Genomic DNA, 26,914 nt, shown 5'->3' with positions numbered 1-26,914 from the left:
TAGGGTGCTCGGATGTGTAATCGATACAGGCTGACGGCAAAGCAGGCGGAGATCGCTGCGACGTTCGGCATCCGGCCACCTTACGAGCCGGACGAGACCTACCCCGCCCCCGACATCTTTCCGACGGGCAAGAAGACGCCGTTCTACGGCCAAGTGGTCATCCAGGACGGTGCCGATCGGAAGATCGAGCGGATGGAGTGGGGTGTACCAACCCAGGTGCCAAGCAAGCGCGAAGCAAGCGTAAAGCTCACCAAGTACGTGACGAACGTGCGCAATCTCAACTCGAGCTTCTGGCGGTCGATGCTGACGACGCCGGCGCGCCGTTGCCTGGTGCCGGTGACCGCATTCTCCGAGTTCGGGATCGCGCCTGGCGAGGACGGGAAAAAGCCGCTCCACTGGTTCGACGTGCCTAGTCGCCCGATATTTGCCTTGGCCGGGATCTGGCGACCGACGGAGCGCGGAAACGCCTACGGGTTTTTGACCACAGAGCCGAATGCGATCGTCGCGCCGATTCATCCAAAGGCGATGCCGGTGGTTCTCCACGACGACGACTATGATCGCTGGCTATCGGCACCATGGGACGATCTGAAGGAGCTCGTCGCTCCCTACCCTTCACAGTTGATGCGGCTCGGCTGACGCACTCATGATCCCCATGATCCAGCTGCCGCTGGTGCTGTATCATGCGCTCCGCTGGTGCGCGCGCCAGGCATCGTTCCAATCGTCATGATGCTCCGGCACACGGCTGATGAGTTCCCGCCCGTTCGCCTTAAGGTGATCGCGTGCCTTATCGAGCAGGCGGTCGGCCGCGCGGCCTCGGTCGCCGTAAACGATCACACGCCGGACCTTCTCCGGGATCGCGACGAAGGCAAGCCGTTCGACACCGCCCAGCGCCCATGTCGGCGTTCCGAACCACTGCGTTGCTGACAGAGCGTCCTCGATCCCTTCGGCAAGGCCCAGTTCGTCGGTCGCGGGCGCAAGCCGGATCGCAGCTGTGCCGAGCAGCCCGAGCGCAACCTTCGGCTTGGGGATGGGCTTTCGCAGCACATCATCGGAAGCGAGGAAGGTACGTTGAACCGCGACGAGACCGAGGTCGTTTTCGACCGCAGCGATCATCGCGGGCATGACGCGTCTATCGGCGCCGGAGCCGAATATGGTCGCCGGGTTGAAGCGTAGAGCCTTGGGGTATGGCGCGGTCAGGCCACGGGCGACGAGATAGTCTTCAGCGAGCGTGCCCGCGATCGGCGCGCTGGCGTTCCAGAGACGCACGGCGAGCGCGCCCATGTCGCGCTTCGGCTTCCCTTGCGGCATTGCCACGGCAGAACGGTCATGGAGCTTCCGGCGCTGAAGCGCCTTGAGCACCTCGAGCGTCGTACAGCCGGCAAAACAGTGAAACAGGATGGCCGAATCGCCGAGCCGGACGGACAGGCTGGGTGAGCCATCATCATGGGCCGGGCAACGGCATTCGCCGCGGGTGCCACGCCATACCCCGCCGAGCTGTTCGACAATGTTCCTGGCTCGAATTTCGGCATCGAGCGGTAGTCTCGCCATCGGCCACGTCCTGTGAAGCTGATAGGTTTCGGTCACTTTGGCCTCCGGAAAATATTACCGAAGGCACAGGCGGCATCCTCCACTCTGGAGGGTCGGCAGGAGACGATTGGCCGCGCGCTGCGCGACGATCTCCTTCGTCCAGGTGTCGACCCAAGCAAGGATCGTCACCCAACCGGGTCGGGACCGCCAAGCGGGCTCGGTCGAAGCGCAGGGTAAGGTAGAGCCGTGCCGCCAAGCCGCTCCCGCCTCTCATCAGCTATGCTCGGCTTCGGCCTTGGTCAGGATCGAGAAGGTGTCGGCAATCAGTTCGGTGCGGTAGGAAACGTCGTTGCCTTCGCCGTGGTTGCTCTCGCGGACCCGGCCGGTGACATGCACCAGATCGCCCTTCCCGACCGCCTCGACTTGGGGGCCGACATTGGAGAAGCACACGACGCTGTTCCATAGCGTGTCGGTCTTCCAGTCGTCCCCTTCTCGCCGGTTATAATTGGCGGCGACGCTCACATAGGTGACCTTCTCGCGCGCCGTGATTTTGCCGATGCGACCGATAATCCGAAACTCGGCAATATTCTGTGGCATGATATCCTCCTTCGTCGGTGTTGGGGTCGGATTCGGCTGGCCGGTGCGAGGCTAGTCGTGCTCCTCTTGGCGATGCCGAAAGTGGTAGCGCGCCACGTTCTCGCGCGTAGCGTATGTGTCGTAGGCCTTCGTCCAGTCGTGCCGGATGACCTGCTGCGCCGTCCGAAGTGGCACGCGGCGCTCGCAAACCAGTCGCCACAAGACGTAGGCCAAGGCATTCTTGTCAGCCGCGTTCGCCTGGCCGCGCCGGGGCTGGAGCCACAGATCGCGCAAGTCGAGCGGCGCGCCGCCAAGCGAGATCGGGATCAAATGGTCAAGTTCATAATCGGCAAAGGCCTCGCCCGGATGCTGCGCGTCCATCAAGCGCCGTTTGATCGGCCCGGTAACCGCGAAGGCGGGGCGGACAGATCGGGCATAGCCGGGCCGGCAGATCGTCGTGCCGATGTTCGCCTGAGTGATAGAAGGATCGACCGCCCCTGGCGTATCGCGGGGCGGGAGGATGCTGGCTCGGTCCACCCGCAAGAAGGGATTGCGGAGCGCCCTCGATAGGCCGGCAACGGCATCGCAGAAGTCATGCGTCGCAGCGACGCTGCAGGCCGAAACCTCACCTCGCCTCACTGCCCGTTGGTCGTCGAATGGACGATACCAAATGACGACAGCGGTCAAAAGCGCCAACCCGCCCGACAAAGCTTGCAGCTTCAAGAGCTCATCGCCCGTATATCCACCGTCTTTCCAGTCCCGCGAAACCATCTCGGCTAATTTAGTTAGCCAGGTCTTAGCCTTGCTTAGATTATCGAAAATCCGTTCGAGCCTCTCCCGAAGTTATGGTGCAATAGCTCGCCTCTAATCGCAATAGATTACGCCGTAACACTCCATAATCGTGAATGGTTCGCTCCAGATATGGTGTTGTTTGCTCGTATCTTCGGACCTAACCTTTTGATGAGGATGTCTTTCAGTAGCTGACATCTGCTCGGGTCTAAATCAGTAACGGTGCATTGATGTGCTTCCGGTGAGTATCGTAGCGAAGGCAATTCAACTCTGCGCCGCCGGGCTTGCCGGGGCCGGAGCGCCATCTCCCGCGTCGCTCGCGATCTCCGTTCGTTCGGGTGCGGTCCTCGCTAGGCAGCCGGGCAACGCAGCTGATGCAGAGGCGACGGTGCGTGATCTGATCGCGCTGGGTGCCGACTTTAGCGCTGGCCCACTGAAGATCGCGGGCCACGACTTTGCAAGTTACGGTATCACGCCGGCGACGGTTTTTGACGCCTGTGCGCTCGCGCATAGCGAAGACGACCAGTCTCCCATCGGCTCCGTAGGCGCGCCCTCTGTGTCGAACGTCGCGGCCCTCGTCCGACGCGCCTTCGGTGCGCGGGTTACCGACACGATCCGCCCGATGAACGCCAATTACGGCGCGCGATATAGCTGGCACAAGTTCGGCCAGGCGCTCGATTTCGTACCCGCGGGCGGCGTCGACGCGATCGACCGCAGGCAGATCCGCGCCGTCATGGCACAGAGCGGTATCCGTATCATCGAACTGCTCGGGCCGGGCGATCGCGGCCACTCGAACCACTGGCATGTAGCGTTCGCGCGGCCCGGGCAGATCATCGACCGAACCCGACCGATCGAAGGCGACGAGGACTGGCTCATCACCGTCGCACAGGGCGACGCGCCGGCATCGCCCACGCCCGTCGGAGCCGAAACGCCGACCGCGCCCGCCTCGACCCTCGCCTTTGCCGCGAAAGCACCGCCGCAATGGGACGTGTTCGCAACCGCGGAATGGCGCGCAGCTCATGGAGGTGGCTCATGATCCGACATTTGATGACCAAGCTGGGCGGCACCACTGGCGCCATCGCGCTGTGCGCGGCCGGCGTCGTGGGGGTTGCGGTTCCGCAACCTGCCTACGCGTCGGACTGGGGATGTGAGGTGGTCCTCTGCCTCGCGACGCCCGGTTCGCCGACGAAATATGCCGAGTGCGTCCCCCCGATCACGAAACTCTGGAACGCCCTCGCTATCGGCGGCTCGTTCCCGACCTGCACCGGGGTCGGTATCAAGACGAAGAGGGCCAAGCACGGCTACGACCTGACCGTGACGAAGGCCGATGGCGGAACGTCGCGGTACGCGCTCGACACCCGCTATCAGACAGTGACGCAGCAATGATCCACAACGTCGCCGCGATCACCATGCTTGCGCAGCAATGCGCGCCTGAGATCGCGACCGAGGCGGTTGTTCCCCTCGTCGTGACCGAGAGCGGCGGCAACGATCTGTCGATCAATATCAACAAGGGGCCGCGCGTCCGCGCCGCGTCTATCGTCGACGGCGCTGCGCTGGTGCGCCGGTACATGGCGGCCGGCTATACGGTCGATGTCGGACTGGCGCAGGTGAACTCCGCCAATTTCGCGCGATTGGGTGTCACCGTCGAGCAGGCCTTCGACCCTTGTACGAACCTGCGGCTCGCATCCTCGATGCTGCGGGCGGGGTATGGCCTCGCGATCCAGCACTATACGGGGCTGGACGCGATTTCCGCGACCTATTCACTCTACAACACCGGCACGCTGACGCGCGGTTTCCGCAACGGTTATGTCGGTCGCGTCTGGTCGGCCGCGAGCGGCATGGGGACGATCCAGACACCCCCGCCCATCCCGAGCTCGGCGTCGGCGCCGATTGACACGCCCGCCCCGGCCAAGCCAGCGACCGCCGAAGCTAGCTGGGTGGTGGGGCAGATCGATTCCAGCGCCGTCCAGGTCTTCAAATGAGTGCGGACAACAGCGTTGCGCGGGGCGGACCCGACACGGAGGCGCAAGCCGGACATGCTGGGTTCCAGATTCCGCCCGAGCTGGCGACACGATATCAGGTGCGGATCATCGAGCCGTCCGACGGCAGCGAGCGCCGCGTCGGTATGTTCCTGCCGACGGATCGTGAGAACCCGTCGATCGAGATCGCCGGCGATCGAATCATTGCTCGAAACGAGGATCCCGAGACCGTCTCGGCCCTGGTCACGATCGCCAAGCACAATGGCTGGGAGGGGATCGACGTCGAAGGTTCGCCCGAATTTCGCCACGCGGTGTGGACGGCGGCGTCGCGCGAAGGCCTGACGGTGCGCGGCTATGAGCCGAGCTTCGACGAACAGGCGCGAATGCAGGAGCTGCGTCGCGCCGACGCTGCACGACGCGACCGTGAGGTGGCGGAGAAGCCGGCTCCGACCGTCGAAACCGTCGCTCCGCCGGCCGCTGTCGAGACGGTCGAGGCGACTATACTTGCACCGTCTGCCGCAGCGGACAGGAACGGCACGCCTCAGGCGTTGCCGAACGGAAGCAGCACCGAATTGTCCGACGCCGACAAGCGGATCCTGTTGACGGTGAGCGTCCATACGCAGGATCGCAAGGCGCTCTACGAGGCCATGAGCGAGGACATGGAGCCCCTGCGGAGGGAGGTTCAAGCCGAGCGCATCGATCTGAACAGGGATGCGCTGAACGGGGCGCTGGAGCGGGCCCTGGAAAGCCCGACACTGGTCAGCGCCTTCTCCAGGTCCGGTTATGAACCCGACGATCTGCGCCGGATGGCGCGAGAGGGAGCGTGGGACGGCGAGGTCGCCGACGCGATCTACCTCGTGCGGTCCGGGCTCAACCGCCATGAAGTCGCCAGGCATGCCGGCGCGAACGGGTCGCTGGCAGACGAGGTCGCCGGCGAGCGCGAAGACCTCCTGGTCGCGGGGTCGACGGCCGCGCCCGAACGGCAGCCCGAACCGGAACCACTCATCGTCCGAGAGGAGCGCCTCCATCAGGCCGCGCCTGAGCGACGTCACGAGAATGACGAACTGGCCGAGCTGTTCCTGCACGGCGGGGCGGAGCGGATTGCCGCCGATCCCCGCCTCGCCAACGCGCGGCAGGCGCAGGCGGCGATGGAGCAGCATCTCGGTGCGGCTTTCGACGGGGACGCGGACCGGATGGCGTCCGCGAGAGTTGAGAGCCGCCACATGATCTCGGACGTGCTGCGGCGCGGCCTCGATGTTTCGGTCCGTGAGCCGACGCCTGTGCGGCAGGTCGAGCCGATCCGACCCACCCACGATCTCGAGAGGTAACCTCAAGCCATGGAGACCCGTATGAAGTTCACTCAGCCCATGGGCCGGATGATGTCCAACGCCCGCGCCCGGCAGGTCATCGGCTTTGCCGGTGCGCTTGTTCTCCTCACGATTGCGCAGCCCGTCCTTGCACAGAGCAGCGGCACGTCGATCGAGACCGGGCTCGGCACGATCAGGACCTGGATGACGACCGTCGCTTCCGTCGTCGGTGTCATCGCCGTCATGGCGGTCGGCTACGCCAAGCTGACCGGCCGGATGGATTGGGGGAAAGCGGTCACGGTGCTGATCGGCATCGGCATCATCTTCTCGGCAGCGACGATCGTCGGCTGGATGGGCGGATCAGCGTAAGATGGAAGACAAGCTCGCCGAGGATAAGATGTTCCTCGCCCTGACCAGACCATCGGTCTTCATGGGACTGCCGCTCGAGGCGATCCTGCCGATCATCATGGTCTGCATGCTGATCTGGGGGATCTTCCACAATCCGTTCTACCCCCTCGCCTTGTTCGGAGCGCTCTACTTCCCGGCGCGCATGATCTGTCACTACGACTTCAACGCGTTCCGGCTATGGGGCCTGTGGTTCCAGACTGGCTTTCTATCCAAGAACCGCAAGTTCTGGGGAGGCGGAAGCTACTCCCCCGTCCGCCTCGCCAAGGGCGTGAAGCGGAAGCATTTTGGCAATGACTGAGCCCAGACTGAAGCATAAGAAGATCGCGGTTCGCGAGACGGATGACATCAAGTTCATTCCCTACACGCGGCACGTCGATGACACGCTGGTTGCTCTCGAAGACGGCTCGCTCATGCGCATGTACCGCGTCGATGGGCGACCGTTCGAGACCAGCGACATCGGCGACCTCAACACCTGGCATAACAAGCTCAACATCGCGTGGCGCTCGATCGGTGACGATCGCGTCGCGCTGTGGACCCATCTCGTGCGGACAGCGACCGACCCCGTTCTCGGCGGCGACTTCCACTCCGACTTCGCGCAAACCTTACAGGAGAAATACGCCGGCACGCTGAAGGAGAAGGTCCTCTACCACAACGAGTTCTACGTCACGATCATCGTGCGGCCGTCGAGCATGGCCGGCGAGCAGGCGACGCGGCTTTTCTCGAAGCGAAAAGCCAACGCCGAGATCGACGATCGCGCGCTCACGATCATGGCGGACAAGTGCCGCGACTTCGAAACGCTGCTCGTCGATGTCGCGCCAGAACCGCTCTCGCTGTATGAGCACAACGGCGTCCTTTTTTCGCGACCGATGGAGGTGCTGCACTTCATCCTGACCGGCGACCGCATCCGCGTGCCGCTGCTCGACGGCAGGCTGGGTCAAGCCCTGTATACCTCACGGGTCGTGTTCGGTCGCGAGGCGGCCGAAATCCGGCTGCCGCACACGTCGCATTACCTCGGCATGTTCGGTGTTCGCGAGTATGTCGCCAGCACGCGGACCGGTCAGTTCAACAGCCTGCTCACGCTCGACTTCCCGTTCGTGCTGACTCAGAGTTTCGCGCCATTGGTAAAGTCGGTCGCGAGCGACCGGTTCACGAAAAAATACAAGCAGATGGTCTCCTCGGACGATGCCGGCGTCAGCCAGGCGGAGGAGCTGCTCGACGGCGTCGACGATCTCATGGCGAACCGCTTCGCCATGGGCGAGCATCACCTCTCGATCGCGGTCATCGACGAGAACCCGAAGCGGCTGCTGGAGCGCTTGTCGATCGCACGATCGGCAGCGGCCGATACGGGCATGGTGATGGCGCGCGAGGACGTCGCGCTGGAGGCCGCCTTCTGGGCGCAGCTTCCCGGCAATTTCAAGATGCGCGCGCGCCCCGCGGTCATCAACACGCGCAATTTCGCCGGCCTGAGCCCGTTCTACACCTTCCCGGCCGGCCGCAAGTCGGGAAACCACTGGGGCGAGGCGGTGACGCTGCTCAAGACGCGCGCGGGCTCCTCCTTCTGGTTCAATTTCCACCGCGCCGACATCGGCCACACCCTCATCATCGGGCCGACCGGCGGCGGCAAGACGGTGCTGCAGAACTTCCTGCAAGCGCAGCTCGAAAAGACCGGCGCGAAACAGGTGTTTTTCGACAAGGACCGCGGCGCCGAGATTTTCGTCCGCGCGTGTGGCGGCACCTATCTGGCGTTGCGCGACGGCGAGCCCACGGGCTTCGCGCCGTTGAAGGGTCTGACCCCGTCGCCGCATGACATCGCGTTTCTGCGGCAGTTCATCCGCGTCCTCGTACGCCGGGAAAACCGGCCGCTGAGCGTCGCGGAAGAGCGACTGATCGACGAAGGTATCGAGGCGGTGATGCGGCTGCCGGCGCCATCACGCTCCTTCAGCGCCCTGCGCGAGATGCTGGGCTACGCCGATGCCGAAGGCATCGGCGCCCGGCTGGAGCGATGGTGTCTGGGCGGCCCGCTCGGCTGGGCCTTTGACGGTCCGCAGGACGAGGTGACGATGTCGGCGCGGTTCATCGGCTTCGACATGACGGACTTCCTCGAGAACCCGGAAATCCGCACCCCGACGATGCTGTACCTCTTCCACCGTGTCGACGAGCTGCTGGACGGGCAGCGTGTCGTGGTCGACGTCGACGAGTTCTGGAAGGCGCTTCAGGACGATGCCTTTCGGGCGTTTGCGCAGGACGGTCTCAAGACCTTCCGTAAGCGCAACGCCTTCATGGTGTTCGGCACGCAGTCGCCGGCCGATGCGCTGCGCTCGCCGATCGCCCACTCGATCATCGAGCAGACCGCGACCAAGATCCTGCTTCCCAACTCCGACGCCAAGCGATCGGATTATTGCGACGGGCTCGGCCTGACGGACGCGGAGTACCGGCTGATCCGTGAGGATCTGACGCCGGAGAGCCGCACCTTCCTGGTCAAGCAAGGCCACACCTCGATCGTCGCGAAGCTCGATCTCGGCGGGATGCCCAATGAACTGAAAGTGCTTTCTGGCCGCGAGGAGACCCTGGTCGCCATGGAGGAGGCCATTGCCCTGGCGGGCAACGATCCAGCGGCATGGCTGCCGCATTTCTATGCCAACCAAAGGAGAAGCTGACATGTTGCTCGAGCGCATCATCATGGTTGCAGCCGCGCCGGTCGCGTTCGCTGCGTTCGCGTCGCCGGCCGTTGCACAGGGCATCCCTGTTTTCGACACCTCGACCTACGTGCAGGCGCTCGCCCAGGTCCAGAACACGGTGAAAATGATCCAGCAGGGCGAGCAGCAGATCCAGACGGCGACGACGACGCTCAGCTCGCTTCAGAAGCTGACCAACGTCAACGCTCTCGCCCCGCAATTGCTCAACGCGCAGGTGCGCAACATCCTGCCCAACACGACGATCGACGCCTCGACGCTGCTCAGTGGCGACCTGTCGAAGATTGGTTCGCTCGGTTCGCTCGCATCGAGCATCCAGTCTCGTTACGCGCTGCCGGCAACGTCGGCCTCCGACGCGGACGTGGCCTACAACCAGGCGCTCAGGGACGCGACCAGTTCATCGGCCGCCACGGCCGCGCTGGGCGAAAATACGCTCAGCATCACCCAAACCCGGATGCAGGGCCTCGACCAGCTTCGCGAGCAACTGTCGTATGCCAAGGATCCCAAGGACGTGATGGACCTGCAAGCCCGTATCTCGGTTGAGCAGGCGCAGCTTCAGAACGATATGCTCAAGATGCAGGCGATCCAGATGGCGCAGGCCGGTCAGGCGAACATGCAGATCAGCGCGGCGCAAGTGGCGGCAGGTCGGGATGAAGCAGCATTCTTCAGTGCCAACACGATCAGGAAGTAATCATGCGCAAGATCATACCCCTCTGCTCTTTGCTCCTTGTCTGCGGATGCCAGCAGAACGTCGTGGTGCCTACCACCAAGGAGCTAATCGCCAGTCCGCAACTCCTCACGCAGTGGCAGGCGAAGTGCGACGCGGGGGAGTACAGCCATCTCCCTGCGGATCAGAAGGCCAAGATGTGCGCGACGACCGGCGATGCGACCATCACGGTCGCCCAGACCAAGGCCGGTAACGAAGAGGCCGACTTCTTCAAACAGAACACGATCCGCAAAAAGTAAAATTGCTCGCTGCGCCTTGATCGCCGAAGATCGGAACCTCACCCAATGGCTGCCGGCCCACCCAACATCATGACGCTGTTCACGACGATGTATTCGTATGTGGAGACTGCCATAGCGACCTCGGTTGCGAGCTTCGGGGCGGGGCTCGTCAGTTTCGTTGCAGCGCCTTTGGCCCTGGCGGCGATCATCTACTTCCTGCTGCTCGGCTTTGCCGTGCTACGAGGGGCTATCCAGGCTCCACTTCGCGAGCTGGTATTCCAAGCCGGCAAGGTCGGGTTCGCCCTCGCGGCTGCCAGTGCGGTTGGCTATTCGGCGTTTGTGGTGAACGTGGTCACCAACTTGCCGAGCGAAATCATCGCGGCTGGATCGGGCACGCCCGTCACCAACCCGGGCACCACCTTCGATACCTATGTCGCCGATACCGGCAAGCTCTCGGAGAAGTTGGTCAACGCGAACCTGAAAGTTCAGTCGCAAGAGCAGAAGGGCATAACCGACCTTCGCACGCCCGTAATCCAGCTCAGCGCCACGCTGATCACCTATCTGTGCGTCGCCGTCCTCTACATCTTCGCGTTTATGTCGGCGTCGATCGGCTTTTGCATTGTCATTTTTGCCAAACTGTCGGTTGCGATCTGCGTCGCGCTCGCACCGCTCGCGCTGGCGTGTCTGCTTTTCAACTCCTCCCGCTGGCTGTTCGACGGGTGGCTGAAGCAGACCGTCAATTTCATCCTGCTGATGGTCGTCATGGCGATCATGACGAAGTTCATCACCGGCCTCCAGGAAGCCGCGATGGACGGCATCATGGGATCGATCCCCGAGGACGGCTCGTCCTTCGTCATGGCGCAGAACGGCTACATCGTCCTGAAAGCTGCCGTGATGCTCGTCGCGACGATCGCCTGTGCGGCGATCTACATCGTCGGCACGATCTTCTTCTTTCAATCGCCGGCCATCGCTGCGGGTATCTCGGGGGGTGCGTCATCTGGCGGCCATGGCTTCCTGCAGACCGGGGCGAACATGTTGACCAACCGGCTCATGTTCCGGCGCGCGACGCAGGCGAACCGTCCCCCGCCAGGAGGGGGCGCGACGGGCGGCTCGGCCTCTCGGTCAACATAAGTCGGCTGGCCAGTCCAAGACCATGAATCACGGAACGCCGCAGGCGCGGGACCTTACGAACGGAGACCGTATGAAAAGGCTGACCATCGTGGCGATCGGCACGCTTGTGCTTGGCGGCTGCACCGGGACTCATATCAGACCTGTCTCGGTGTGCGACGGCAAACACCGGCGTCCCGCCAACCTCTACGGGTCGATCCTGCCGAGCTTGCCGGTGCCACTGCCGGCGTCACAGCAGGGCGCAGGGCAGTCGATGTTGGTTCCTCCATCACGCGAGCCAGCACCGGCGCCTCTTCCCGCACCGACCCCTACGCCCGGTGCCGGAGTTACGCCTGCCGCCCCCATCGGATCTGGGGCCATAAATATCCCGCGATCGGCGCCACGCACGTCCGAGCAGGACGTCGCGCCGACCTACTCCTCCTGCTGAAGGAATCGACGCCATGGGCGCGGTGAAGGCCGAAGATAAAGAGAAATACTACGAGACCTCGAGGACGTGGGAATATGATCGTATGCGTGCGGCGATCCAGTCCAAGCGGCTCGCTTGGGGTGTCGCCGCAGGTGCGTGCACGCTCGCCGTGGCGTCGGTTGCTGCAGTCGCGATGCTGAGTCCGCTGAAGACCGTCGAGCCCTATGTCATCAGGGTCGACAAGAGCTCGGGCGAGACGCAGGTTGTGACCGCACTCAAAGGGCCGCAGCCGCGCACCTATGAGGATGCGGTCAACCGCTACTTCATCTCGCAATATGTGCGGTTGCGCGAAGGCTGGCTCAACGATGCCGCGCGCGAGAACGCCTATACGGTCATGCTGACCAGCGATCAGGCCGAGAGCGGTCGCTATCTGAACGGCGTTCAGGCCAGCAACAAGAACGCGCCCTCCAACATCTATGGCGACAAGGGCTTCGTCTCGATCTCGATCCGGACGATCAGTTTCCTCAGTCATACCGTAGCGCAGGTCCGCTTCACGAAGATCATCACCTTCGGGCAGAACACGCCGATCGCGCAAAATTGGAACGCCATTCTGACCTTCAGATACACGACGGCGCCGGAGCATGAGAAGGATCGGAATATCAATCCGCTCGGCTTCCAGGTCGTGAATTATCGTTCTGACCCGGAGGCGTGACATGAGCGATCAGCCAAATACGTCGGATAATGGCGACCGTGTTGCAGTCTCCTTCCTGCCCGCGCTGCGCAAAAAGCTGGGTCTGCGCCTGTCACCGCCGACGACGGCGTTGGTGCTGACGGAGGATGGCGCCAGGAACCGCTTCTGGCGCGGGGTCGGGGCGGTGTGGCACCGCCTCGTCGCGTTCTCGATCGTGGGTGCCGCGGCAGTCACGCTCGCGCCGCACCCCGCGTTTGCGTCGGAGACCCCCGTCCCCGGGGCCAAGGACGCCCGCGTTCGCAACGTCAACTACGATCCAGATCAGGTGGTGACGATCGTCGGCAGTTTCCGGCACGCGATCGAGATCCAGTTCGGGCCCGGCGAAACGGTCACGCAGGCCGCCCTGGGCGATACGGTCTCCTGGCAGATCGCGCCCGTGGGCAATATCGTTTTCCTCAAACCCCGCGAGAGGGCTGGAGGCACCAACCTGATCGTCGTCACCAACGCGGACGGCGTGCCGCGCACCTATCATTTCAGCCTCGCACTAGGGACGGGCGCCACGATGTACGGCGTGCGGTTCCGCTATCCGCGCGAGGAACGGGCGATGGCGGCGCTGCAGGTGCAGCTTGCCCAGGTCCAGGCCGCCAAGGCGATCGAGACGACCATCACCACCGCCGCGCTCGACCATGCCGTGATCGAGGGCACCCGGAATATGAATTACACCGTGCAGGGCGACAGCGCGCTGCAACCCACCGAGATCTCCGACAACGGCGAGTTCACCGTGCTGCGCTATCCAGGCCACGCCGACATTCCCTCGATCTTCGCGGTCGACGTCGACGGGACCGAGACGATCGTCCCCTACGATGTCCGCGAGGATTTCGTCGTGATCCATGCGGTCTACCGGCAGCTGCGCCTCCGGCGCGGGGCGAGCGTGCTGTGCATCTACAACGAGGCGCCGCTGCGCAACGATCGCGGCGATCGAACGGGCACCGTCTCCAATGTCGTCGAACGCAAAGTGAAGGGACAGTAACATGGTCGGGACCGTCATTGACCGCGGGGGCGATGTCGCTGCCGACACCGTTCGATCAGGCGAGGTGGATAGCCCGGTCACGCGTAGCGGCGGGTGGGGCAACCTCGCCTTCATCGGTGCGGGGATCGGCCTGCTCGGCGCCATAGGCGGCATGGTGATAGGCTATGGTGCGTTCCACCAATCGGCCAGCACCGCGGCTGCCGCGCAGCCCGCGAAGGCCAGTGACCGGGCTGTGGACGACGTCATGGGATCGCCGAACGCGCAGCGCGCGGCGCTCGCGGGTCAGCTCGGCCAGCCCGGCGCCGCGCAGACCGACATATTCGGGCGGCCGATCGCCGCAGCCCCGGGGCCGCAGGTCGCCGATGCCAACGGAAATCCAGTGCCGGTACCGGGCGGGACAACCTCCGCCACGGCGAACGGACAGCAATCTCCCGAGCAGCGACGTGCCGAGCAGGCCCGCGCCATGGCCGATGCGGCGCGGCGGTCGCCGATCATGGCCTTTGGGAACACCGGGCTGGCCTCGACCGCTCTTCCCGCCTCCGCGCCCAGTGCCGACGCGCAACAGGCAACGGACCTCGACGAACGGACGCGCGGCAACGGACAATCCACCGTCGCGCGGCGAGGTCTAGGTGCCAGTGGCTTCGGAGCGCCGGGTGACGACGGTCCGGCCGAGGCGGGCAAGGGCTCGACCGACTTCAGCGATCAGCTCGGCCATGCCGCGATCCAGACGGTACGGGCAACGATGGTCGCGGACCGTAACCTTCTGCTGAGTGCGGGCACGGTCATCCCCTGCACGCTTCAAACGGCGATCAACTCGACGCAGGCCGGGTTCGTGTCCTGCGTCATCAATCACGATGTCTATTCCGAGAACGGCCGCATCGTTCTGCTCGACAAGGGGACCAAGGTCCTCGGGCAATATTCCGGCGGCATCACGCAGGGGCAAGCGCGCCTGTTCGTGCTGTGGACGCGCGCCCTGACGCCGCGCGGCGTCGCGATCGACCTCGGGTCACCGGCAGCCGATAGCCTTGGTCGGGCCGGTTTGCCGGGCGGTGTCGATACCCAATTCTGGGCACGGTTTGGCGTTGGGCTCGTCATCTCGGTGCTGGAGGATGCGTCGCAGATCGCCGGTCGGGCGGTTGCGAATGAGGGGAGCAACACCACCCAGGTTCCAGGGCAAACCGGGCAAACCGTCCTTCAGCAGACCATGCAGATCAGGCCGATCCTAAAGAAGAACCAGGGCGACACCGCTGCGATCTTCGTCGCCAAGGACTTCGATTTCCGCTCGGTCTATGACGTGGGATTGAGGCGTTAAGGCCGTGGCATTTAGTCCGACGTCGCTGATCTACGAGCATAATGCCGAGCCGATCCGACGGCATCTCCTGCGCGACGATGTGACCGAGCTGGTCATCAACGAGCCGGGGATGATCGGCCTCGAAACGCGGCGTGGCTGGGAGTGGCATGAGGAGCCCGCGCTGGACAATGCGGCGCTCATGACGCTGGCGAAGCTGATCGCGGGGCTGACCAAGCAGGACATCAACTCCGAATATCCGATCTGCTCCTCGGTCCTGCCGGGCGGCGAGCGCGCGCAGGTCGTCGTTCCCCCGGCGGTCGAGCAAGGCTTCATTTCGATCACGATCCGCAAAGCGTCGGGCGTGACGATGAACATCGACGATTTCGAGCGTGCCGGCCTGTTCAGCGAGGTCCGCGCGCACGGCCTGTACGAGGAGGTCGACTCCGATCTGCTGCGACTGCGCGAGGCTGGCGGCTGGCGCGCCTTCTTCAAGCTGGCGGTCGAAGCCCGCAAGAACATCCTCATTTCCGGCGCGACGGGGTCCGGCAAGACGAGCTTCTCGAAGGGACTCATCAAGATGATCCCGGACTATGAGCGGATTCTGACGATCGAGGACACGCGCGAGCTCGTCGTACCCCAGCGCAACCACGTCCACATGATGTACGCCAAGGACGGGAAGAGCCTCCAGAAGGCGGGCGCCAAGGAGTTGTTGGAATCGGCGCTGCGAATGCGGCCCGATCGCATCCTTCTCCAGGAATTGCGGGACGGCACCGCCTTCTTCTACCTGCGCAACGTCAACAGCGGTCATCCCGGTTCGATCACCACGGTCCACGCCAATACGGCCGAGGGCGCGCTCGAGCAGCTGACGCTGCTGGTGAAGGAATCGGACGGCGGTAACGATCTCGACCGCCACGACATCCGGGCGCTGCTGCGCTCCCTGGTCGATATCGTCGTGCAGATGCACCGCCTGCCACCCGGCGAGGGCCAACCGGCGCGCTATCGCATGACAGAAGTATGGTTCGATCCGGCGAGCAGGCCGACCGACTAAAGAGGGTGCCGGCATGAACGGAAAATGGGTGCGAAGCGATGAAGGGTCGCAGCCGGGCGCGATCGCGTTTCTCGGCGTCATCGGCGTGGCGGTGAGCACCACGATCGGCGCCCTTGCCGTCCTGTGGCGTGCACACCTCCTCAACGTCCATACCCCCTGGCGGAAGGTGCCGGCCGCGCTCTGGGCACTGAAAGGCTACCCGATCGTCTATCAGCCGTTCCTGATCGGCTTCGGGATCGGCCTCGTCCTAACGGTCATCACGATCGTCTCCACGCTGTTCAAACGGCAGAAGCTCCACGGCGAGGCACGCTTCGCGCGGGTCGGCGAGGTCCGCAACGGCAAGATGCTGGCCTCGGCCGGCATCGTGCTGGGCAAGTTCGGTGGCAAGGTGATGCGCTTCGGCGGGCCCGAGCATGTGATGCTCGAAGCCCCGACACGCGCCGGCAAGGGCGTGGGCGTCATCATCCCGAACCTGCTCGACTGGCTCGATTCTCTCGTCGTACTCGACATCAAGCAGGAGAATTACGACAACACGGCAGGCTATCGGCTGAAGGTGCTTGGGCAGCAGGTACTGCTTTTCAACCCGCTCGATCCCACTGGCCGCACCGTGCGGTGGAACCCGCTGAGCTACATAAACCGGCGCGACCCGGTCGAGGTCATCAACGAGCTTCAGAAGATCGCGGCGATGCTCTACCCCGATCCGCTTACCGGCGAAAAGTTCTGGGCCGAGGGCGCACGAACCGCGTTCCTCGGTATCACCGCCTATATCGCGGCGACCGTCGACGATGGGGAGGACGCCCTCCCCTTCACGCTCGGCGAGGTGTACCGCCAGTTCGCAGCCGGCGATGCCCAGCGGCGTTTCCCGAAGATCATCGCGGATCGCAAGAGGGCCGGAAAGCCCCTGTCGGAAGGATGCGTCTCGGCGATCAAGGATTATACCGGCTCGTCAGCGAACACCTTCTCCGGATTGCGCCAATCGGTTACGTCCAAGATCAACGGCTGGCTAAACCCCTATGTCGATGCGGCGACCTCAGAGAGCGATTTCGACCTGAGCGACTTCCGGGACAAGCGGATCTCGCTCTATCTCGGCGTGTCGCCGGATGACCTGGAGCGGGTTGCCCCGATCTACGGTCTGCTCTTCCAGCAGCTCATCGATCGCAACGTCCGCGAGCTGCCAAAGGGGGACAAGCATCAGATAAAGGTACTGCTTGCATTGGACGAGTTCGCGAGCCTCGGCAAATGCACCGTGCTCGCAAACGCGTTCAGCTATGTCGCCGGCTATGGCTTGCGGATGCTGCCGGCGTTCCAGTCGCTCGAACAGATCCAGGGCGTCTATGGGGACAAGGTGGCGGCCGACATCGAGCGAAACTGCGCAGTGCGGCTTGTGCTTCGTCCGGCCGGTTTGGCCGAAGCGAAGAAGATTTCGGACCAGCTCGGCAGCTACACGTTCAAGGCGCGCTCGCGCTCGATGGGAACATGGGGTGGCGGGGGCGGCTCCACTTCGGACTCCGATCAGCGCCGGCCGTTGATGCTTCCTCAGGAAGTCGAGTTGCTGCCGGAGGACGATCTGATTGTTTTTCGGCGAGGCATGTACGCGACCTACGGAAAGAAGGTCCGCTACTATGCCGAGAAGAAGCTCTCGGCGCGGACCAAGATACCGGCCCCGGAGATGCCCCAGATCCGCGTCGACCCAGCCGTCGCTGCCAACAGCCTTCGCGTGATCGAGGCCACGCAGGCGCCCGATGACGCCAATGCCGCATCGCCAACGCCAGGCGCCGCGCCGACCTCGGGCTCTGTTGCAATCAACGGAACAACGACAACGGTTCGGCGTGGATTGAACCAGGCCGCGATCAACGCCGCCTTGGCCGTTCCGCCAAACGAGCGTGTCGCAACGCTTTTCGAAGGCGTCGTCATGGTGCACGCCAAAGCGGCTTAGTAGTGGGGATTGGCTGATGCAGGAAAGGGCTGCCTGATGGATGCAACAGCGCCCTTCACATCGCCCGTGCCCGCCATCAGCGAGGCGGAGCGCGCGCGCCGCGTCGGTGAAATCAACTTCACTCGAGGCAGTCTTCGCTACGAAGGTGGCATCCTCGCGGACGACGTCGAGCAACTCAACGCTCGCTACATCGCTTGCGAGCTCGACAGCGATCAGCTGACCGCCACGATCCTCGCCTCAGCATAGCAGCGCGTCCGCCTGAGGGCTGTTTTAACGGTCCTTGCTGGGCTCGACCGTAGTGGCACGTTGGATGGGAGAAGCTGGGCCGCTGTCGCCGATGGTCGGCCGATCGCCTGCCTCGATGCGGGTAGCTAGATCGCTGTGAAGCGAGACCAGCTCGGGCGGAAAATGTTCACCAGCCGCAGACTCCAGCGTGCGCTCCGCATCGTCGAAGAGATCTATGGCGCCTGCCAGTTCGGGTTCGCCGTACAGCGCTGCGCTTTCCCCTGCTCGCCATAGCTCGGCAAGTTCGTGGGACCGGATCATGCAAGCTGAGGCGGTTCGATCGACCGCAACCGTGGTGCCCGGTGGTGCCGGCGGCGCAGCACCCCTCCCCTTGATCTCAGCCCGCGTGAGTGCCGCCAGACGGTAACGCAGGACCCGGGTCTCCAGTGTATCCGTTGGTGAGGGCTGATACTGCCGGTTCAGGAAAACAAGAAGCTCTGCGGTGCTGGCGGCCGACGCGGCGTTGCGCCAGTCCGTCAAAGCCCGCTCGTCCGATGAAAGATCCGCAGGTTGAGTCAGGATAAAGCGCTCGAAGAGCGGATCGCTGGCTACTGCGACAGGCAGCGCTGCCCTGTTACCGTTAGCGGAGGCATGGGCGCAGCCGATCGCCGCCGCAATCGTACCGAGCTGCGTCTTCATGATCTCACGATCGTCGATCGATCGCCCTAGGATCATCTCGAGGATCGGCGTCAGATCCGTCACGGCGGCCTGGCCCGCATCGATCGTGTCGAGCCTGTTCACAATCTCTCTGTGTGTCGCCTCGATGCGTTGGCCGCTTTCGGTCAGCGCATCGAGCTGCACCTGCACGAGCGTCAACGCGTCCAGAAGGCCTGCCAGAGAAACGCTTACCTGGTCCGTACTCATCGTTTCGGCCCACCCCTATCCGGCGAACGCGCGCGGTCCCGAGTTGCGCGATCACGATCCAATATCTCGCGAAGGACCTCCTCCGGCTTGCTTGGCGTCGGTGCTGTGGCCTGCCGTTCGGCCTCGCCCATAAGCGAGCGAAGGCGCTCCGATACCCCCGAAGGTCGGCGTTCAGGCGGCGTGTCTTCGGTCCGGTCGGGACTCTCCCGGAGTGCCTGCTTGGCCACAAGAAGTTCACGCATGACGCGAGAACGCTCCAGTGCTGCTGCGATCGGATCAGGCCCGGGATCCGCAACAGCGGGGCGCGTCCGAGCATCGACGAACGCGTCGCGCGTGCGGGACGGTGCAGCGGCACGCATTGCCCGAGCGGAATTGGGCTCGGGCGGCGGCAATGCTGCGACGAACCGCCCGAGGCTCTGTGCGACCACCTGATCGGCAAGGGAAGGCGAAGCCGACAACTCCGCGACGGATCGCATATAGGTCGCGCGAACAATTGCCTGTCGACTTGCGAGAATGGCCTCGACCGGATCGGAAATACCCTGGTCACGAAGGCGCTGGGCGCGCTCGGCGCGGCTCCTGTCGATCCGCGGGACCTGCCCTTTGTCGCGCATCTTTTGTACCGCGATGTGCTCATGCGCGGGGTCGATACCGCGCGCCCTTGTCGGCGTGGCGTTGGCTTCGACGCCTCGATCGCGGAGCTTCTCGGCGAAGCGTTGCCGCCATCGAAACAGATCATCTCGGTCCGGATGAAAGCGGCGCCCGTCGAGATCGCGACGCGCGATCGTGATGTGAACGTGCGGATGGTCGCGATCGACGTGAAGGCCGGCAACCCACGACCGGTTCGCAAACTCTTCGCCTGCGAAGTCCAGGGCCGCCGCTTTCAAACGCTCCGGATCGGTCCCCGTCGGCATCGAGAGGATCATGGATATCGACGTCGCACCTTTGCGTCTGGCGTCCCCGTCCATCTCGAAGTTATGCCAATCCTTTGCAAGGATCTGCATGTCGCGTCCATCCTGCAGAACGATCCCCTCGCTGGTTTCAAGCCCGAGTTCCTCGCCGGGACCGTACCCCAGCCGGCTGATGTAGGCGAAGTTGGCAAGGACGTGTCCGCCGCCATGTTGACGCCCCGTGATCCGCACCATGACCTCGGGGACACGACGCGATGTGCGATCCGTAGCCATGATCGCCTGGCCGCTCATCCGGGCCTGCGGTCCGCCCCCGAAAGCATGCTTCGCCTGCGCACTGGGACGCGACGTGGCCGGCGAGGATGCAGCCTTCGGGAACATCGACGCGACGGCAAGGCCGAGCATAGTGCCACCGGTTTTCGGGACCTTTGCGCTGCCGCCTCCGGTCCCTAGGCGATACTTCTTGGGCGGCGCGAAGACGCCCGCCATGGAGTCCATCGTTCCGGAAGAGAAGCGGAAGCTCACGCTCCTGACGTTCGGTAGGTTTCGGTCCAGTACCCGACCTCTGCCCCGATCGAAGCAGAGAGGGCCAACCGGGTCGCAAACAGCAGCGCCTTCAGCTCCTCGCATTTCTCGCTGAAGGGACCGGCGATGCGGGCGATGTCGAGCGAGCTTTCGGGCTGGTTGGCGGCGTTCATCGCGTGGACCGCCTGATTGATGTTTCGGCCGATCAAAAGCACCTGCTTGCGCAATCTGACGATCTCAGCCTGGGTGGCAGGGGCCAGCCTCAGCACGCCCGCTTTGTCCCAAAGCTGCCAGCGAAGCGTGCGTTTGATCCACTCGTTTCGCGTCATCCTCATCGGCGCAGCTACGGTGTCGATACCTTCGATCTCGCTCCTCTCGAGCCGGACTGTGACGCGAACGAGGTCGTCGGAATGCCCCCTGCCCTGAATTGGCAGCACCGGGATGTCATCGTTCTCCGGAGCCAGCACGGCGTTGGCCAGCACGCTTGCCATCCAGCTACTGCGGTTCTGCCCGTTTGCTGCGGCAACCCGGTCGATCTCGGCGACCAATTCGTCCTTCAACCGCAGGCCTACATTCATCTCAAAAGCCCCGTGCAGCGGCGCCCCACAAGCCAATGTTAAACATTGGTGCCGTGAGGCATATCCTGCCATCCCTAATAATTATCTACCCTCACTAAACAACAAGCTCTTTGGAATTAATTCACTCCAAACGCGGAGTAGAAAATTCGTTGACTGCAAACATGCGGTAACTAGATTTCTGCGTTGTGTTATCGGCTCAGAAGGTTTGCACAGTTAGGCCTGCTTACCTGCGATATCTTCTTCCGCTGGCAACCTGGTAACTTGTCCCCCTCGGAACCGGATACGAAGAATGGCCCGAACTAAGAAAGTCGTCGATCTCGCAGCCATCGAAGCTCGGCGGGAAGCTCTAAGAGCGGAACTTGCTCAACTGGACGAACAGGCAAAGGCAGTGGAGCAGATCGCCCGGGACGCTGGCCGTCCCGTTCTTATCGCCGCACTCGAGCGCATTAAAATCGCAGCGATCGACAAAGCCGATGCCCGGGCGATCGCGACGGCAATCTCGAATCATGGCGGCAAAGCGGTCGCAAACCAACTTGCGTCGCTCGCCTAGGCTTCTTCCCAGCTTTGCGCGAAGTTCGCTTGCGTGCCGGTCGCATAATATCGCCGAGTTGACCCTCGTGGAGCTCAGGCGCCGTTATCGCTCGGCGATCATAACGGCTGGTCGCCTTCCCACTTCTCCGTAGATGATAGGCCGTTTCGGGAAAGTCGGGCCGGGAACTGATCTTGACGAAATGGCTTCCCTGTTGGCGTCGCACAGCTGGCTCGCCTTGGGTGCCTCGCGCCAATTCCCAATCGGGAACGCGCGTAATCAGGACTGCGAGGCGTACGGTGCGATCGCAATGCTGGACAGATCGGTCGCCGCGTCGATCGGCACCCCGGCCTCCTTGCGCTCGGAATAGCGATCGACAAGCTGGGCGGTGTGAGGGCGTAGCAAGATCGTGAAGCGCACCAGCTCTTCCATCACGTCGACGATCCGGTCGTAGTAGCTGGACGGCTTCATCCGGCCGGCGTCGTCAAACTCGTTGAATGCCTTGGCGACTGACGACTGGTTCGGGATCGTCACCATTCGCATCCAGCGGCCGAGGACGCGCAGCGTGTTCACGCTGTTGAATGACTGCGATCCGGCCGACACCTGCATGACGGCGAGAGTCCGGCCCTGCGTCGGTCGCATTCCGCCCATCGACAGCGGCAGGTGATCGACTTGCAGTTTGATGATGCCGGTAATCTGGCCGTGCCGCTCGGGGCTGCACCACACATGCCCCTCCGACCACATCGACAGTTCCCGCAATTCGTGAACAGCCGGGTGATCGTCCCCCGTCACCTGATCGGGGAGCGGCAGCGTGGCGGGATCGAAGATTCGTGTCTCGCAGCCAAAGAATTGCAGCAGGCGGGCCGCTTCCTCGACGCACAGGCGCGAATAAGACCGCTCCCGCAGGGAGCCGTAGAGCAGCAGGATACGCGGGGGCGGATCGCCAGCGCCCAGACCAATGGCGGGACGCTCAAGCGCATAGCGGCGATCGAGCGCAGGGAGATGGTCAGGATTGGAGAGCGTGCGGAGCGGCATTACAGACTAAGCCTGATGGCAAGCGCGGCGAGTGTCACCAACAGTACCGGAATCGTCAGCGTCGCGCCGACCTTGAAGTAATAGCCCCAGCCGATCCGGATGCCCTTTTGCCCAAGGACGTGCAGCCACAGGAGCGTAGCAAGCGAACCGATCGGCGTGATCTTCGGCCCGAGGTCGCAACCGATCACGTTGGCGTAGATCATGGCTTCCTTGATCGCGCCCGTGGCGTGGGTCGCGTCGATCGACAGCGCCCCCACCAGCACGGTCGGCATGTTGTTCATCACCGACGACAGCAGCGCGGCGATAATCCCGGTGCCGAATGCCGCGCTCCACACGCCGCCTTGCGCGGTGCGATCGAGCAGGCCGGCGAGGTGATCGGTCAGGCCGGCATTCCGCAGGCCGTAAACGACCAGGTACATGCCGAGCGAGAAGATCACGACTTGCCACGGCGCGCCGCGCAGCACCTTGCGGGTCTCGATGACGTGGCCGCGCGCGGCGATGACGAGCAGGAGGACCGCACCGGCAGCGGCAACGGCGCTAACCGGCACGCCGATGGGTTCGAGCAGGAAGAAGCCGGCGAGCAGCAGCGCGAGGACGACCCAGCCCGCCTTGAACGTGGCAGGATCGTGGATCGCGTCAGCAGGCGCGCGGAGCTGCGCCATATCGTAGCTGGCCGGTATGTCGCGCGGGAAGAACAGCAGCAGCGCGACCAGTGTCGCGGCGATCGACGCCAGATCGACCGGCACCATCACCGAGGCATAATCGGCAAAGCCGATCCGGAAGAAGTCGGCCGACACGATGTTGACGAGGTTGGAGACGATCAGCGGCAGGCTGGCGGTATCGGCGATGAACCCCGCCGCCATCACGAACGCCAGCGTTGCCTTGTCCTTGTATCCCAGCGCGCGCAGCATCGCGATGACGATCGGCGTCAGGATCAGGGCCGCGCCATCATTGGCGAACAGCGCCGACACCGCCGCGCCGAGCAGAACGATCAGTACGAACAGCCGGCGACCATGCTTCCGGCCCCAGCGCGCGACGTGGAGCGCCGCCCATTCGAAGAAGCCGGCTTCATCGAGCAACAGGCTGACGATGATGATCGCGACGAACGTCGCTGTCGCGTTCCAAACGATCTCCCACACCACCGGAATATCAGAGAGCGAGACGACCCCGGCGAGCAGGGCCACAGCGGCTCCGCCTAGGGCGCTCCATCCGATGCCGAGGCCCTTGGGCTGCCAGATGACGAGCGCGATCGTGGCGACGAAGATGGCGAGCGCGAGCAGCATCAGGCGACGCGCTGACCCGAGGCGTCCACGACCTTTTCACCGTCTTCCTTGGCAAACGCACCCTGTTGCGGCTCACGCAGCAGATCCAGGACCGCTTCGGACGGTCGGCACAGCTTCACGCCGAGTGACGAGACGACCAGCGGCCGGTTGATGAGGACCGGATGCGCCATCATCGCGTCCACCAACGCGTCGTCGGACAGCGACGTGTCGCCCAGGCCCAAATCCGCATAGGGCGTGCCCTTCTCGCGCAGCAGATCGCGGGGTGTGATCCCGGCGCGCTCTATCAACTCGACCAGCAGCGCGCGCGAGGGCGGCGTCTTCAGATACTCGACGACATGCGGCTCGATGTCGGTATTGCGGATCATCGCCAGCGTGTTGCGCGACGTGCCGCACTCGGGGTTGTGATAGATGATGATGTCGACGGCCGCATTCTTGCTCATCGGGGGCGTCCTTTCAGCAGCAGGGGGTGAGTTCAGCCAGGAGCGGCGCGCAAAGCTCGGGCGAGCCAGCGCAGCAATCCTTGACGAGGAACAGCGTCAGTGCGCGCAGGCCGCTCAGGTCGGCACGATAGACTATCGAGCGGCTATGACGTTCGGAGCGCACGATGCCGGCGCGCGCGAGAATGCCGAGATGCGCAGACATGGTGTTCTGCGGCACGTCTAGCTGACGCGCGATTTCGCCGGCAGCCAAGCCGTCCGGTTCCTGCCGCACCAGCAACCGGAACACATCGAGCCGTGTGCCCTGTGCAAGGGCTCCAAGTGCAACAATAGCCGAATCATTATCCATACATCTAGCATAGCGGATATATTACGCGGCGACAGCACGAAGGTTTGTCGTGCCGGCTTGCCCAATTGCCGATCGCTTATTGTGAAAGGGTCGCGAGCGCTATCGTACGCAGCGCTGCCTCGCTCGTGATGCCCACCGTCGTGGGCGGTTGATTGGTCGCCCGGGGACTGAAAGCCGGCGCAATTGCATCAATTCGACCGAGGAGGACAATAAAAAGTGGGTTGTCCGCGCCGGATCAGGCTGCCCCCTCCCCTGCCGGCCGACCACGCATTGTGTCGTGTTGCCGCCCGGCGATCGCGCGTACGTTCATGCGCGCTGCGCGAGGCTCGTAGATGCTTCGGGCCTCGCCATGGTCATGCCAAGCGAGGAATCAGCGCCTCTGGATTCGCTTGTGGAATCGCCACATACAAGGTTCTGCAGCTCGCGGGTCGGTCAACCGGAATTGCGTTGCGCCGGCTTTCCGACGGCCAAGCAAGCCCCCTGCCCTGCTTATCGACCAGCTGCGCCGAGCTCCCGTTCGTAAAGCAGGAGCGTCGCATCTTCTATGACGTCGGCGAGCACGCGCTTCCGCGACGGGTCCGCGTCGCGAAGGGCATAGAGCCTCGCAGCGGTCTCGGGATCAACCCTGACGTTGATCGCGATATTGCGATTGCCGGTTGCGCGCGGCGGGCGTTGAAAGGTCGCAGCTTGCGGATGATCGGCGGGTGCGGGCACGGGCGCGGTCTTGGCGACAGCGGGGACCGCGGGACGAGATGGAAAGCCTGCTACGTCGCTGATCTCGCGTAGCCTGGCTGGATCCTTGTTCGGTGGTGTCTCGTCGAACTCCGATAGATCAAGCTTGGTCCGGGTCATGCTGCTTCCTTCATGGCACGCGCCTTACGCAGCCTGGCAATCACGGCGGCCGCGAAAGCCTCGGCATTCTCGAGCGCCGCTTTCATATTACCGACGCCCTTTTCGTTGATGGTTCTAAGCGTGCCGCCTGAAGCGAACATCGCGCGGTAGGCCTCGCGGTTGTAGATCATGACCGGAAGGACGGGAATTTCCGCATCGTTGAACTGCTCCGCAATGTCCTTCTGATTGTTCGAGCGCAGCGCCGGTGGGATCTGGCTGAACAAAATGGCGTAGTCGATCTCTGTTCTGGTTCCCCGCGCCGTCTGTTTGACCAGTTTGATAGCGCGGGCAGCCTGAGTGGCGTCCAGATGTGACCCCTTGCATGGGATGATCACCAGATCGCTTTGAGCGATTGCAAATGTTACGGTCGCCGTCGCCGCGCCTTCGAGGTCAACGAGCGTGAAGCGCGCCTCCGACGCGCCCCTCTCGATTTCATCGATGATCGCGTTTTCGTCGCGGCACCCGACGACAGTTATCGCATCCGGTCGTCCCGGTAACTGGCCCCAGTCGACCAGCGGAAGGTTCGGGTCAGCATCGATCAGGCGTACGGTGCCGCCCGCCTCCGCCAATTCTCCGGCGAGCAACAATGTCGCGGTGGTCTTGCCCACCCCGCCTTTCGGCGACACGAAGCTGATGACTGGCATGCTGCTCTCCCGTTGCGGCCAGGTTGCTACTATGTAGCAGCCAGCGTTCATGCAGCCGCTATATCGCAACCTAGCAGCTAGCGTCTAGCCATTTTGATGCAATCCGACAGCGAGAAGCTCGCGTCATAGTTGCGGGTACGTCGCAACCAGACCGCGAAATGCTAGCACGTTTGTCGCTAGCAGGATGCAGCCTGGACGCTGCAGAATTGCTGTTAGCACGCTGCATGCTCGATAGCTAGTTGGTAGTAGGGTCCAACCTGCTACAAGTTAGCATCACACTCCATCGCGATACGGTCGAGATGCGGATTACGAAAAGGCCACAGTCGCAGCCACCAACCCTTTATGAACATGCTACTTGATAGCTGTTTGGTTGCTACCTGGCCGCGCTCGACTTCCAAGTCAGTGCGTTATAGCTAGCTGGTTGCTACCAGGTAGCAACCAGCCGAACGGACAGCTTCCTACAATTCGCGTGTCGCCAAAGCAATTTATGGGATCGTAGTGCCGAGCCACAAGTCGACGAAAGCTGGGGACGCCGAACGGGCTAAGCGTTGAAATCGATCGTGAAGTGCCCAAGGCTCGATCCATTTCGACACGACCTGAACCATACCGGATACCCCGACGCACGAGACGAAGCACCGATCCCCTGATCGGGCAGCCGAAGCCGCCCGGACGATGCTCATTCCTCCCAGAAAGGCTTGAGCTTCCGGGTCCGCTTGCCTGTGGGCCGGGGTGCCGGCGCGGGAATCCCGTGCGCTGCGATCTCCGCTTGGATGCTTGTGAATTCCGCGAGCCATGCTTGGGTGGGTTAGGTTTGAACGTGCATGTGAACCTCCGT

30 protein-coding genes are annotated in these 26,914 nt (G+C 63.4%); 18 read left to right on the top strand and 12 right to left on the bottom strand.

Features of this window, described 5'->3' with window-relative positions; genetic code table 11:
- The first annotated feature begins 12 nt into the window (after positions 1-12).
- Positions 13-636, top strand: coding sequence for an SOS response-associated peptidase (locus GV027_RS18605; protein ID WP_159513143.1), 624 nt, complete (start codon positions 13-15; stop codon positions 634-636).
- Positions 637-678: 42 nt separating this feature from the next.
- Here the strand turns inward: GV027_RS18605 and GV027_RS18600 are convergent, their stop codons facing one another.
- The 3 genes from GV027_RS18600 to GV027_RS18590 all read right to left on the bottom strand — a co-directional run bounded on the left by GV027_RS18600 (position 679) and on the right by GV027_RS18590 (position 2,826).
- Positions 679-1,548 (bottom strand): DUF7146 domain-containing protein, encoded by an 870-nt coding sequence (locus GV027_RS18600; protein WP_159513157.1) that lies wholly within the window; start codon positions 1,546-1,548, stop codon positions 679-681.
- Between the two features lie 252 nt (positions 1,549-1,800).
- Positions 1,801-2,124 (bottom strand): single-stranded DNA-binding protein, encoded by a 324-nt coding sequence (locus GV027_RS18595; RefSeq protein ID WP_159513142.1) that lies wholly within the window; start codon positions 2,122-2,124, stop codon positions 1,801-1,803.
- A gap of 51 nt (positions 2,125-2,175) precedes the next feature.
- Positions 2,176-2,826, bottom strand: coding sequence for a hypothetical protein (locus GV027_RS18590; protein WP_236559376.1), 651 nt, complete (start codon positions 2,824-2,826; stop codon positions 2,176-2,178).
- A gap of 454 nt (positions 2,827-3,280) precedes the next feature.
- On the opposite strand from GV027_RS18590, the gene GV027_RS18585 reads away from it, so the two are divergent.
- The 16 genes from GV027_RS18585 to GV027_RS18510 all read left to right on the top strand — a co-directional run bounded on the left by GV027_RS18585 (position 3,281) and on the right by GV027_RS18510 (position 18,000).
- On the top strand, positions 3,281-3,928 hold the full coding sequence (locus GV027_RS18585) for a muramidase (RefSeq protein WP_236559375.1): 648 nt from the start codon (positions 3,281-3,283) through the stop codon (positions 3,926-3,928).
- Positions 3,925-4,278 carry a hypothetical protein gene (locus GV027_RS18580; protein WP_159513140.1) on the top strand — a complete coding sequence of 118 codons (354 nt, stop codon included), beginning with the start codon at positions 3,925-3,927 and terminating at the stop codon, positions 4,276-4,278. Before GV027_RS18585 ends, GV027_RS18580 begins: the two co-directional genes overlap by 4 nt.
- Positions 4,275-4,874, top strand: a complete 600-nt coding sequence (locus GV027_RS18575; RefSeq protein WP_159513139.1) for a lytic transglycosylase domain-containing protein — start codon at positions 4,275-4,277, stop codon at positions 4,872-4,874. The genes GV027_RS18580 and GV027_RS18575 overlap by 4 nt, the downstream gene beginning before the upstream one ends.
- Positions 4,875-4,972: 98 nt before the next feature.
- Complete coding sequence (locus tag GV027_RS18570) at positions 4,973-6,199, top strand: LPD7 domain-containing protein (RefSeq protein WP_159513138.1); 1,227 nt, start codon at positions 4,973-4,975, stop codon at positions 6,197-6,199.
- Between the two features lie 21 nt (positions 6,200-6,220).
- Complete coding sequence (locus GV027_RS18565; RefSeq protein ID WP_159513137.1) at positions 6,221-6,547, top strand: TrbC/VirB2 family protein; 327 nt, start codon at positions 6,221-6,223, stop codon at positions 6,545-6,547.
- 1 nt (position 6,548) lies between these two features.
- Positions 6,549-6,884 (top strand): type IV secretion system protein VirB3, encoded by a 336-nt coding sequence (locus GV027_RS18560; RefSeq protein WP_159513136.1) that lies wholly within the window; start codon positions 6,549-6,551, stop codon positions 6,882-6,884.
- The gene (locus GV027_RS18555; RefSeq protein ID WP_159513135.1) at positions 6,877-9,243 is read left to right on the top strand and encodes a VirB4 family type IV secretion/conjugal transfer ATPase; all 2,367 of its coding nucleotides are present in this window, start codon (positions 6,877-6,879) and stop codon (positions 9,241-9,243) included. The genes GV027_RS18560 and GV027_RS18555 overlap by 8 nt, the downstream gene beginning before the upstream one ends.
- A gap of 1 nt (position 9,244) precedes the next feature.
- Complete coding sequence (locus GV027_RS18550; RefSeq protein WP_159513134.1) at positions 9,245-9,970, top strand: type IV secretion system protein; 726 nt, start codon at positions 9,245-9,247, stop codon at positions 9,968-9,970.
- Between the two features lie 2 nt (positions 9,971-9,972).
- Positions 9,973-10,245: a hypothetical protein gene (locus tag GV027_RS18545; protein WP_159513133.1), complete on the top strand. Its 273-nt coding sequence runs from the start codon at positions 9,973-9,975 to the stop codon at positions 10,243-10,245.
- A gap of 45 nt (positions 10,246-10,290) precedes the next feature.
- Positions 10,291-11,355 carry a type IV secretion system protein gene (locus GV027_RS18540; RefSeq protein ID WP_236559374.1) on the top strand — a complete coding sequence of 355 codons (1,065 nt, stop codon included), beginning with the start codon at positions 10,291-10,293 and terminating at the stop codon, positions 11,353-11,355.
- A gap of 437 nt (positions 11,356-11,792) precedes the next feature.
- Positions 11,793-12,470 carry a virB8 family protein gene (locus tag GV027_RS18535; RefSeq protein WP_159513132.1) on the top strand — a complete coding sequence of 226 codons (678 nt, stop codon included), beginning with the start codon at positions 11,793-11,795 and terminating at the stop codon, positions 12,468-12,470.
- A gap of 1 nt (position 12,471) precedes the next feature.
- Entirely contained in the window at positions 12,472-13,479 is a 1,008-nt protein-coding gene (locus tag GV027_RS18530; protein WP_159513131.1) for a TrbG/VirB9 family P-type conjugative transfer protein, read from the top strand.
- A gap of 1 nt (position 13,480) precedes the next feature.
- Positions 13,481-14,791, top strand: a complete 1,311-nt coding sequence (gene virB10, locus GV027_RS18525) for a type IV secretion system protein VirB10 (RefSeq protein WP_159513130.1) — start codon at positions 13,481-13,483, stop codon at positions 14,789-14,791.
- 4 nt (positions 14,792-14,795) lie between these two features.
- Positions 14,796-15,818, top strand: a complete 1,023-nt coding sequence (virB11, locus tag GV027_RS18520; protein ID WP_159513129.1) for a P-type DNA transfer ATPase VirB11 — start codon at positions 14,796-14,798, stop codon at positions 15,816-15,818.
- Positions 15,819-15,831: 13 nt separating this feature from the next.
- A complete protein-coding gene (locus tag GV027_RS18515; protein WP_159513128.1) occupies positions 15,832-17,754 on the top strand; it encodes a type IV secretory system conjugative DNA transfer family protein in 1,923 nt (640 codons plus the stop codon).
- 36 nt (positions 17,755-17,790) lie between these two features.
- Positions 17,791-18,000: an antitoxin VbhA family protein gene (locus GV027_RS18510; RefSeq protein ID WP_159513127.1), complete on the top strand. Its 210-nt coding sequence runs from the start codon at positions 17,791-17,793 to the stop codon at positions 17,998-18,000.
- Between the two features lie 24 nt (positions 18,001-18,024).
- On the opposite strand, the gene GV027_RS18505 is transcribed toward GV027_RS18510, so the two are convergent.
- The 3 genes from GV027_RS18505 to GV027_RS18495 are packed head-to-tail and all read right to left on the bottom strand — an operon-like array spanning position 18,025 to position 20,911.
- Complete coding sequence (locus GV027_RS18505; RefSeq protein WP_159513126.1) at positions 18,025-18,903, bottom strand: hypothetical protein; 879 nt, start codon at positions 18,901-18,903, stop codon at positions 18,025-18,027.
- The gene (locus tag GV027_RS18500; protein ID WP_236559373.1) at positions 18,900-20,297 is read right to left on the bottom strand and encodes a relaxase/mobilization nuclease domain-containing protein; all 1,398 of its coding nucleotides are present in this window, start codon (positions 20,295-20,297) and stop codon (positions 18,900-18,902) included. Before GV027_RS18500 ends, GV027_RS18505 begins: the two co-directional genes overlap by 4 nt.
- Before the next feature lie 32 nt (positions 20,298-20,329).
- On the bottom strand, positions 20,330-20,911 hold the full coding sequence (locus GV027_RS18495) for a hypothetical protein (RefSeq protein ID WP_159513125.1): 582 nt from the start codon (positions 20,909-20,911) through the stop codon (positions 20,330-20,332).
- Positions 20,912-21,200: 289 nt separating this feature from the next.
- Between GV027_RS18495 and GV027_RS18490 the strand changes: the two genes are divergently transcribed.
- Positions 21,201-21,461 carry a hypothetical protein gene (locus GV027_RS18490; protein WP_159513124.1) on the top strand — a complete coding sequence of 87 codons (261 nt, stop codon included), beginning with the start codon at positions 21,201-21,203 and terminating at the stop codon, positions 21,459-21,461.
- A gap of 258 nt (positions 21,462-21,719) precedes the next feature.
- Here the strand turns inward: GV027_RS18490 and arsH are convergent, their stop codons facing one another.
- From arsH to GV027_RS18460, 6 genes are all read right to left on the bottom strand, one after another.
- On the bottom strand, positions 21,720-22,475 hold the full coding sequence (gene arsH / locus GV027_RS18485) for an arsenical resistance protein ArsH (protein ID WP_159513123.1): 756 nt from the start codon (positions 22,473-22,475) through the stop codon (positions 21,720-21,722).
- Complete coding sequence (locus GV027_RS18480; protein WP_159513122.1) at positions 22,475-23,758, bottom strand: arsenic transporter; 1,284 nt, start codon at positions 23,756-23,758, stop codon at positions 22,475-22,477. The genes arsH and GV027_RS18480 overlap by 1 nt, the downstream gene beginning before the upstream one ends.
- The gene (gene arsC, locus GV027_RS18475; RefSeq protein WP_159513121.1) at positions 23,758-24,198 is read right to left on the bottom strand and encodes an arsenate reductase (glutaredoxin); all 441 of its coding nucleotides are present in this window, start codon (positions 24,196-24,198) and stop codon (positions 23,758-23,760) included. Before arsC ends, GV027_RS18480 begins: the two co-directional genes overlap by 1 nt.
- Positions 24,199-24,211: 13 nt before the next feature.
- Positions 24,212-24,544, bottom strand: coding sequence for an ArsR/SmtB family transcription factor (locus GV027_RS18470; RefSeq protein ID WP_159513120.1), 333 nt, complete (start codon positions 24,542-24,544; stop codon positions 24,212-24,214).
- Between the two features lie 489 nt (positions 24,545-25,033).
- The gene (locus GV027_RS18465; protein WP_159513119.1) at positions 25,034-25,396 is read right to left on the bottom strand and encodes a hypothetical protein; all 363 of its coding nucleotides are present in this window, start codon (positions 25,394-25,396) and stop codon (positions 25,034-25,036) included.
- A complete protein-coding gene (locus GV027_RS18460; protein WP_159513118.1) occupies positions 25,393-26,079 on the bottom strand; it encodes a ParA family protein in 687 nt (228 codons plus the stop codon). The genes GV027_RS18465 and GV027_RS18460 overlap by 4 nt, the downstream gene beginning before the upstream one ends.
- Between the last annotated feature and the right edge of the window lie 835 nt (positions 26,080-26,914).

Origin of the sequence: Sphingomonas sp. T1, from assembly GCF_902506585.1 — a bacterium.
Lineage (GTDB): Bacteria > Pseudomonadota > Alphaproteobacteria > Sphingomonadales > Sphingomonadaceae > Sphingomonas > Sphingomonas aerolata.
Note: the sequence above shows the minus strand (reverse complement) of the source record. Positions and strands in the feature narration are given on the sequence as shown.

Bases quoted from the DNA above. Each gene is read 5' to 3' on its own strand.
- GV027_RS18495 (WP_159513125.1), bottom strand. From the start codon at position 20,911: ATGAATGTAGGCCTGCGGTTGAAGGACGAATTGGTCGCCGAGATCGAC.
- GV027_RS18500 (WP_236559373.1), bottom strand. From the start codon at position 20,297: ATGGCGGGCGTCTTCGCGCCGCCCAAGAAGTATCGCCTAGGGACCGGA.
- GV027_RS18530 (WP_159513131.1), top strand. From the start codon at position 12,472: ATGAGCGATCAGCCAAATACGTCGGATAATGGCGACCGTGTTGCAGTC.
- GV027_RS18480 (WP_159513122.1), bottom strand. From the start codon at position 23,758: ATGCTGCTCGCGCTCGCCATCTTCGTCGCCACGATCGCGCTCGTCATC.
- GV027_RS18595 (WP_159513142.1), bottom strand. From the start codon at position 2,124: ATGCCACAGAATATTGCCGAGTTTCGGATTATCGGTCGCATCGGCAAA.
- virB10 (WP_159513130.1), top strand. From the start codon at position 13,481: ATGGTCGGGACCGTCATTGACCGCGGGGGCGATGTCGCTGCCGACACC.
- GV027_RS18605 (WP_159513143.1), top strand. From the start codon at position 13: ATGTGTAATCGATACAGGCTGACGGCAAAGCAGGCGGAGATCGCTGCG.
- GV027_RS18510 (WP_159513127.1), top strand. From the start codon at position 17,791: ATGGATGCAACAGCGCCCTTCACATCGCCCGTGCCCGCCATCAGCGAG.
- GV027_RS18505 (WP_159513126.1), bottom strand. From the start codon at position 18,903: ATGAGTACGGACCAGGTAAGCGTTTCTCTGGCAGGCCTTCTGGACGCG.
- GV027_RS18580 (WP_159513140.1), top strand. From the start codon at position 3,925: ATGATCCGACATTTGATGACCAAGCTGGGCGGCACCACTGGCGCCATC.
- GV027_RS18490 (WP_159513124.1), top strand. From the start codon at position 21,201: ATGGCCCGAACTAAGAAAGTCGTCGATCTCGCAGCCATCGAAGCTCGG.
- GV027_RS18545 (WP_159513133.1), top strand. From the start codon at position 9,973: ATGCGCAAGATCATACCCCTCTGCTCTTTGCTCCTTGTCTGCGGATGC.
- arsC (WP_159513121.1), bottom strand. From the start codon at position 24,198: ATGAGCAAGAATGCGGCCGTCGACATCATCATCTATCACAACCCCGAG.
- arsH (WP_159513123.1), bottom strand. From the start codon at position 22,475: ATGCCGCTCCGCACGCTCTCCAATCCTGACCATCTCCCTGCGCTCGAT.
- GV027_RS18465 (WP_159513119.1), bottom strand. From the start codon at position 25,396: ATGACCCGGACCAAGCTTGATCTATCGGAGTTCGACGAGACACCACCG.
- GV027_RS18515 (WP_159513128.1), top strand. From the start codon at position 15,832: ATGAACGGAAAATGGGTGCGAAGCGATGAAGGGTCGCAGCCGGGCGCG.
- GV027_RS18535 (WP_159513132.1), top strand. From the start codon at position 11,793: ATGGGCGCGGTGAAGGCCGAAGATAAAGAGAAATACTACGAGACCTCG.
- GV027_RS18470 (WP_159513120.1), bottom strand. From the start codon at position 24,544: ATGGATAATGATTCGGCTATTGTTGCACTTGGAGCCCTTGCACAGGGC.
- GV027_RS18600 (WP_159513157.1), bottom strand. From the start codon at position 1,548: ATGGCGAGACTACCGCTCGATGCCGAAATTCGAGCCAGGAACATTGTC.
- GV027_RS18460 (WP_159513118.1), bottom strand. From the start codon at position 26,079: ATGCCAGTCATCAGCTTCGTGTCGCCGAAAGGCGGGGTGGGCAAGACC.
- GV027_RS18555 (WP_159513135.1), top strand. From the start codon at position 6,877: ATGACTGAGCCCAGACTGAAGCATAAGAAGATCGCGGTTCGCGAGACG.
- GV027_RS18550 (WP_159513134.1), top strand. From the start codon at position 9,245: ATGTTGCTCGAGCGCATCATCATGGTTGCAGCCGCGCCGGTCGCGTTC.
- GV027_RS18540 (WP_236559374.1), top strand. From the start codon at position 10,291: ATGGCTGCCGGCCCACCCAACATCATGACGCTGTTCACGACGATGTAT.
- GV027_RS18560 (WP_159513136.1), top strand. From the start codon at position 6,549: ATGGAAGACAAGCTCGCCGAGGATAAGATGTTCCTCGCCCTGACCAGA.
- GV027_RS18575 (WP_159513139.1), top strand. From the start codon at position 4,275: ATGATCCACAACGTCGCCGCGATCACCATGCTTGCGCAGCAATGCGCG.
- GV027_RS18565 (WP_159513137.1), top strand. From the start codon at position 6,221: ATGAAGTTCACTCAGCCCATGGGCCGGATGATGTCCAACGCCCGCGCC.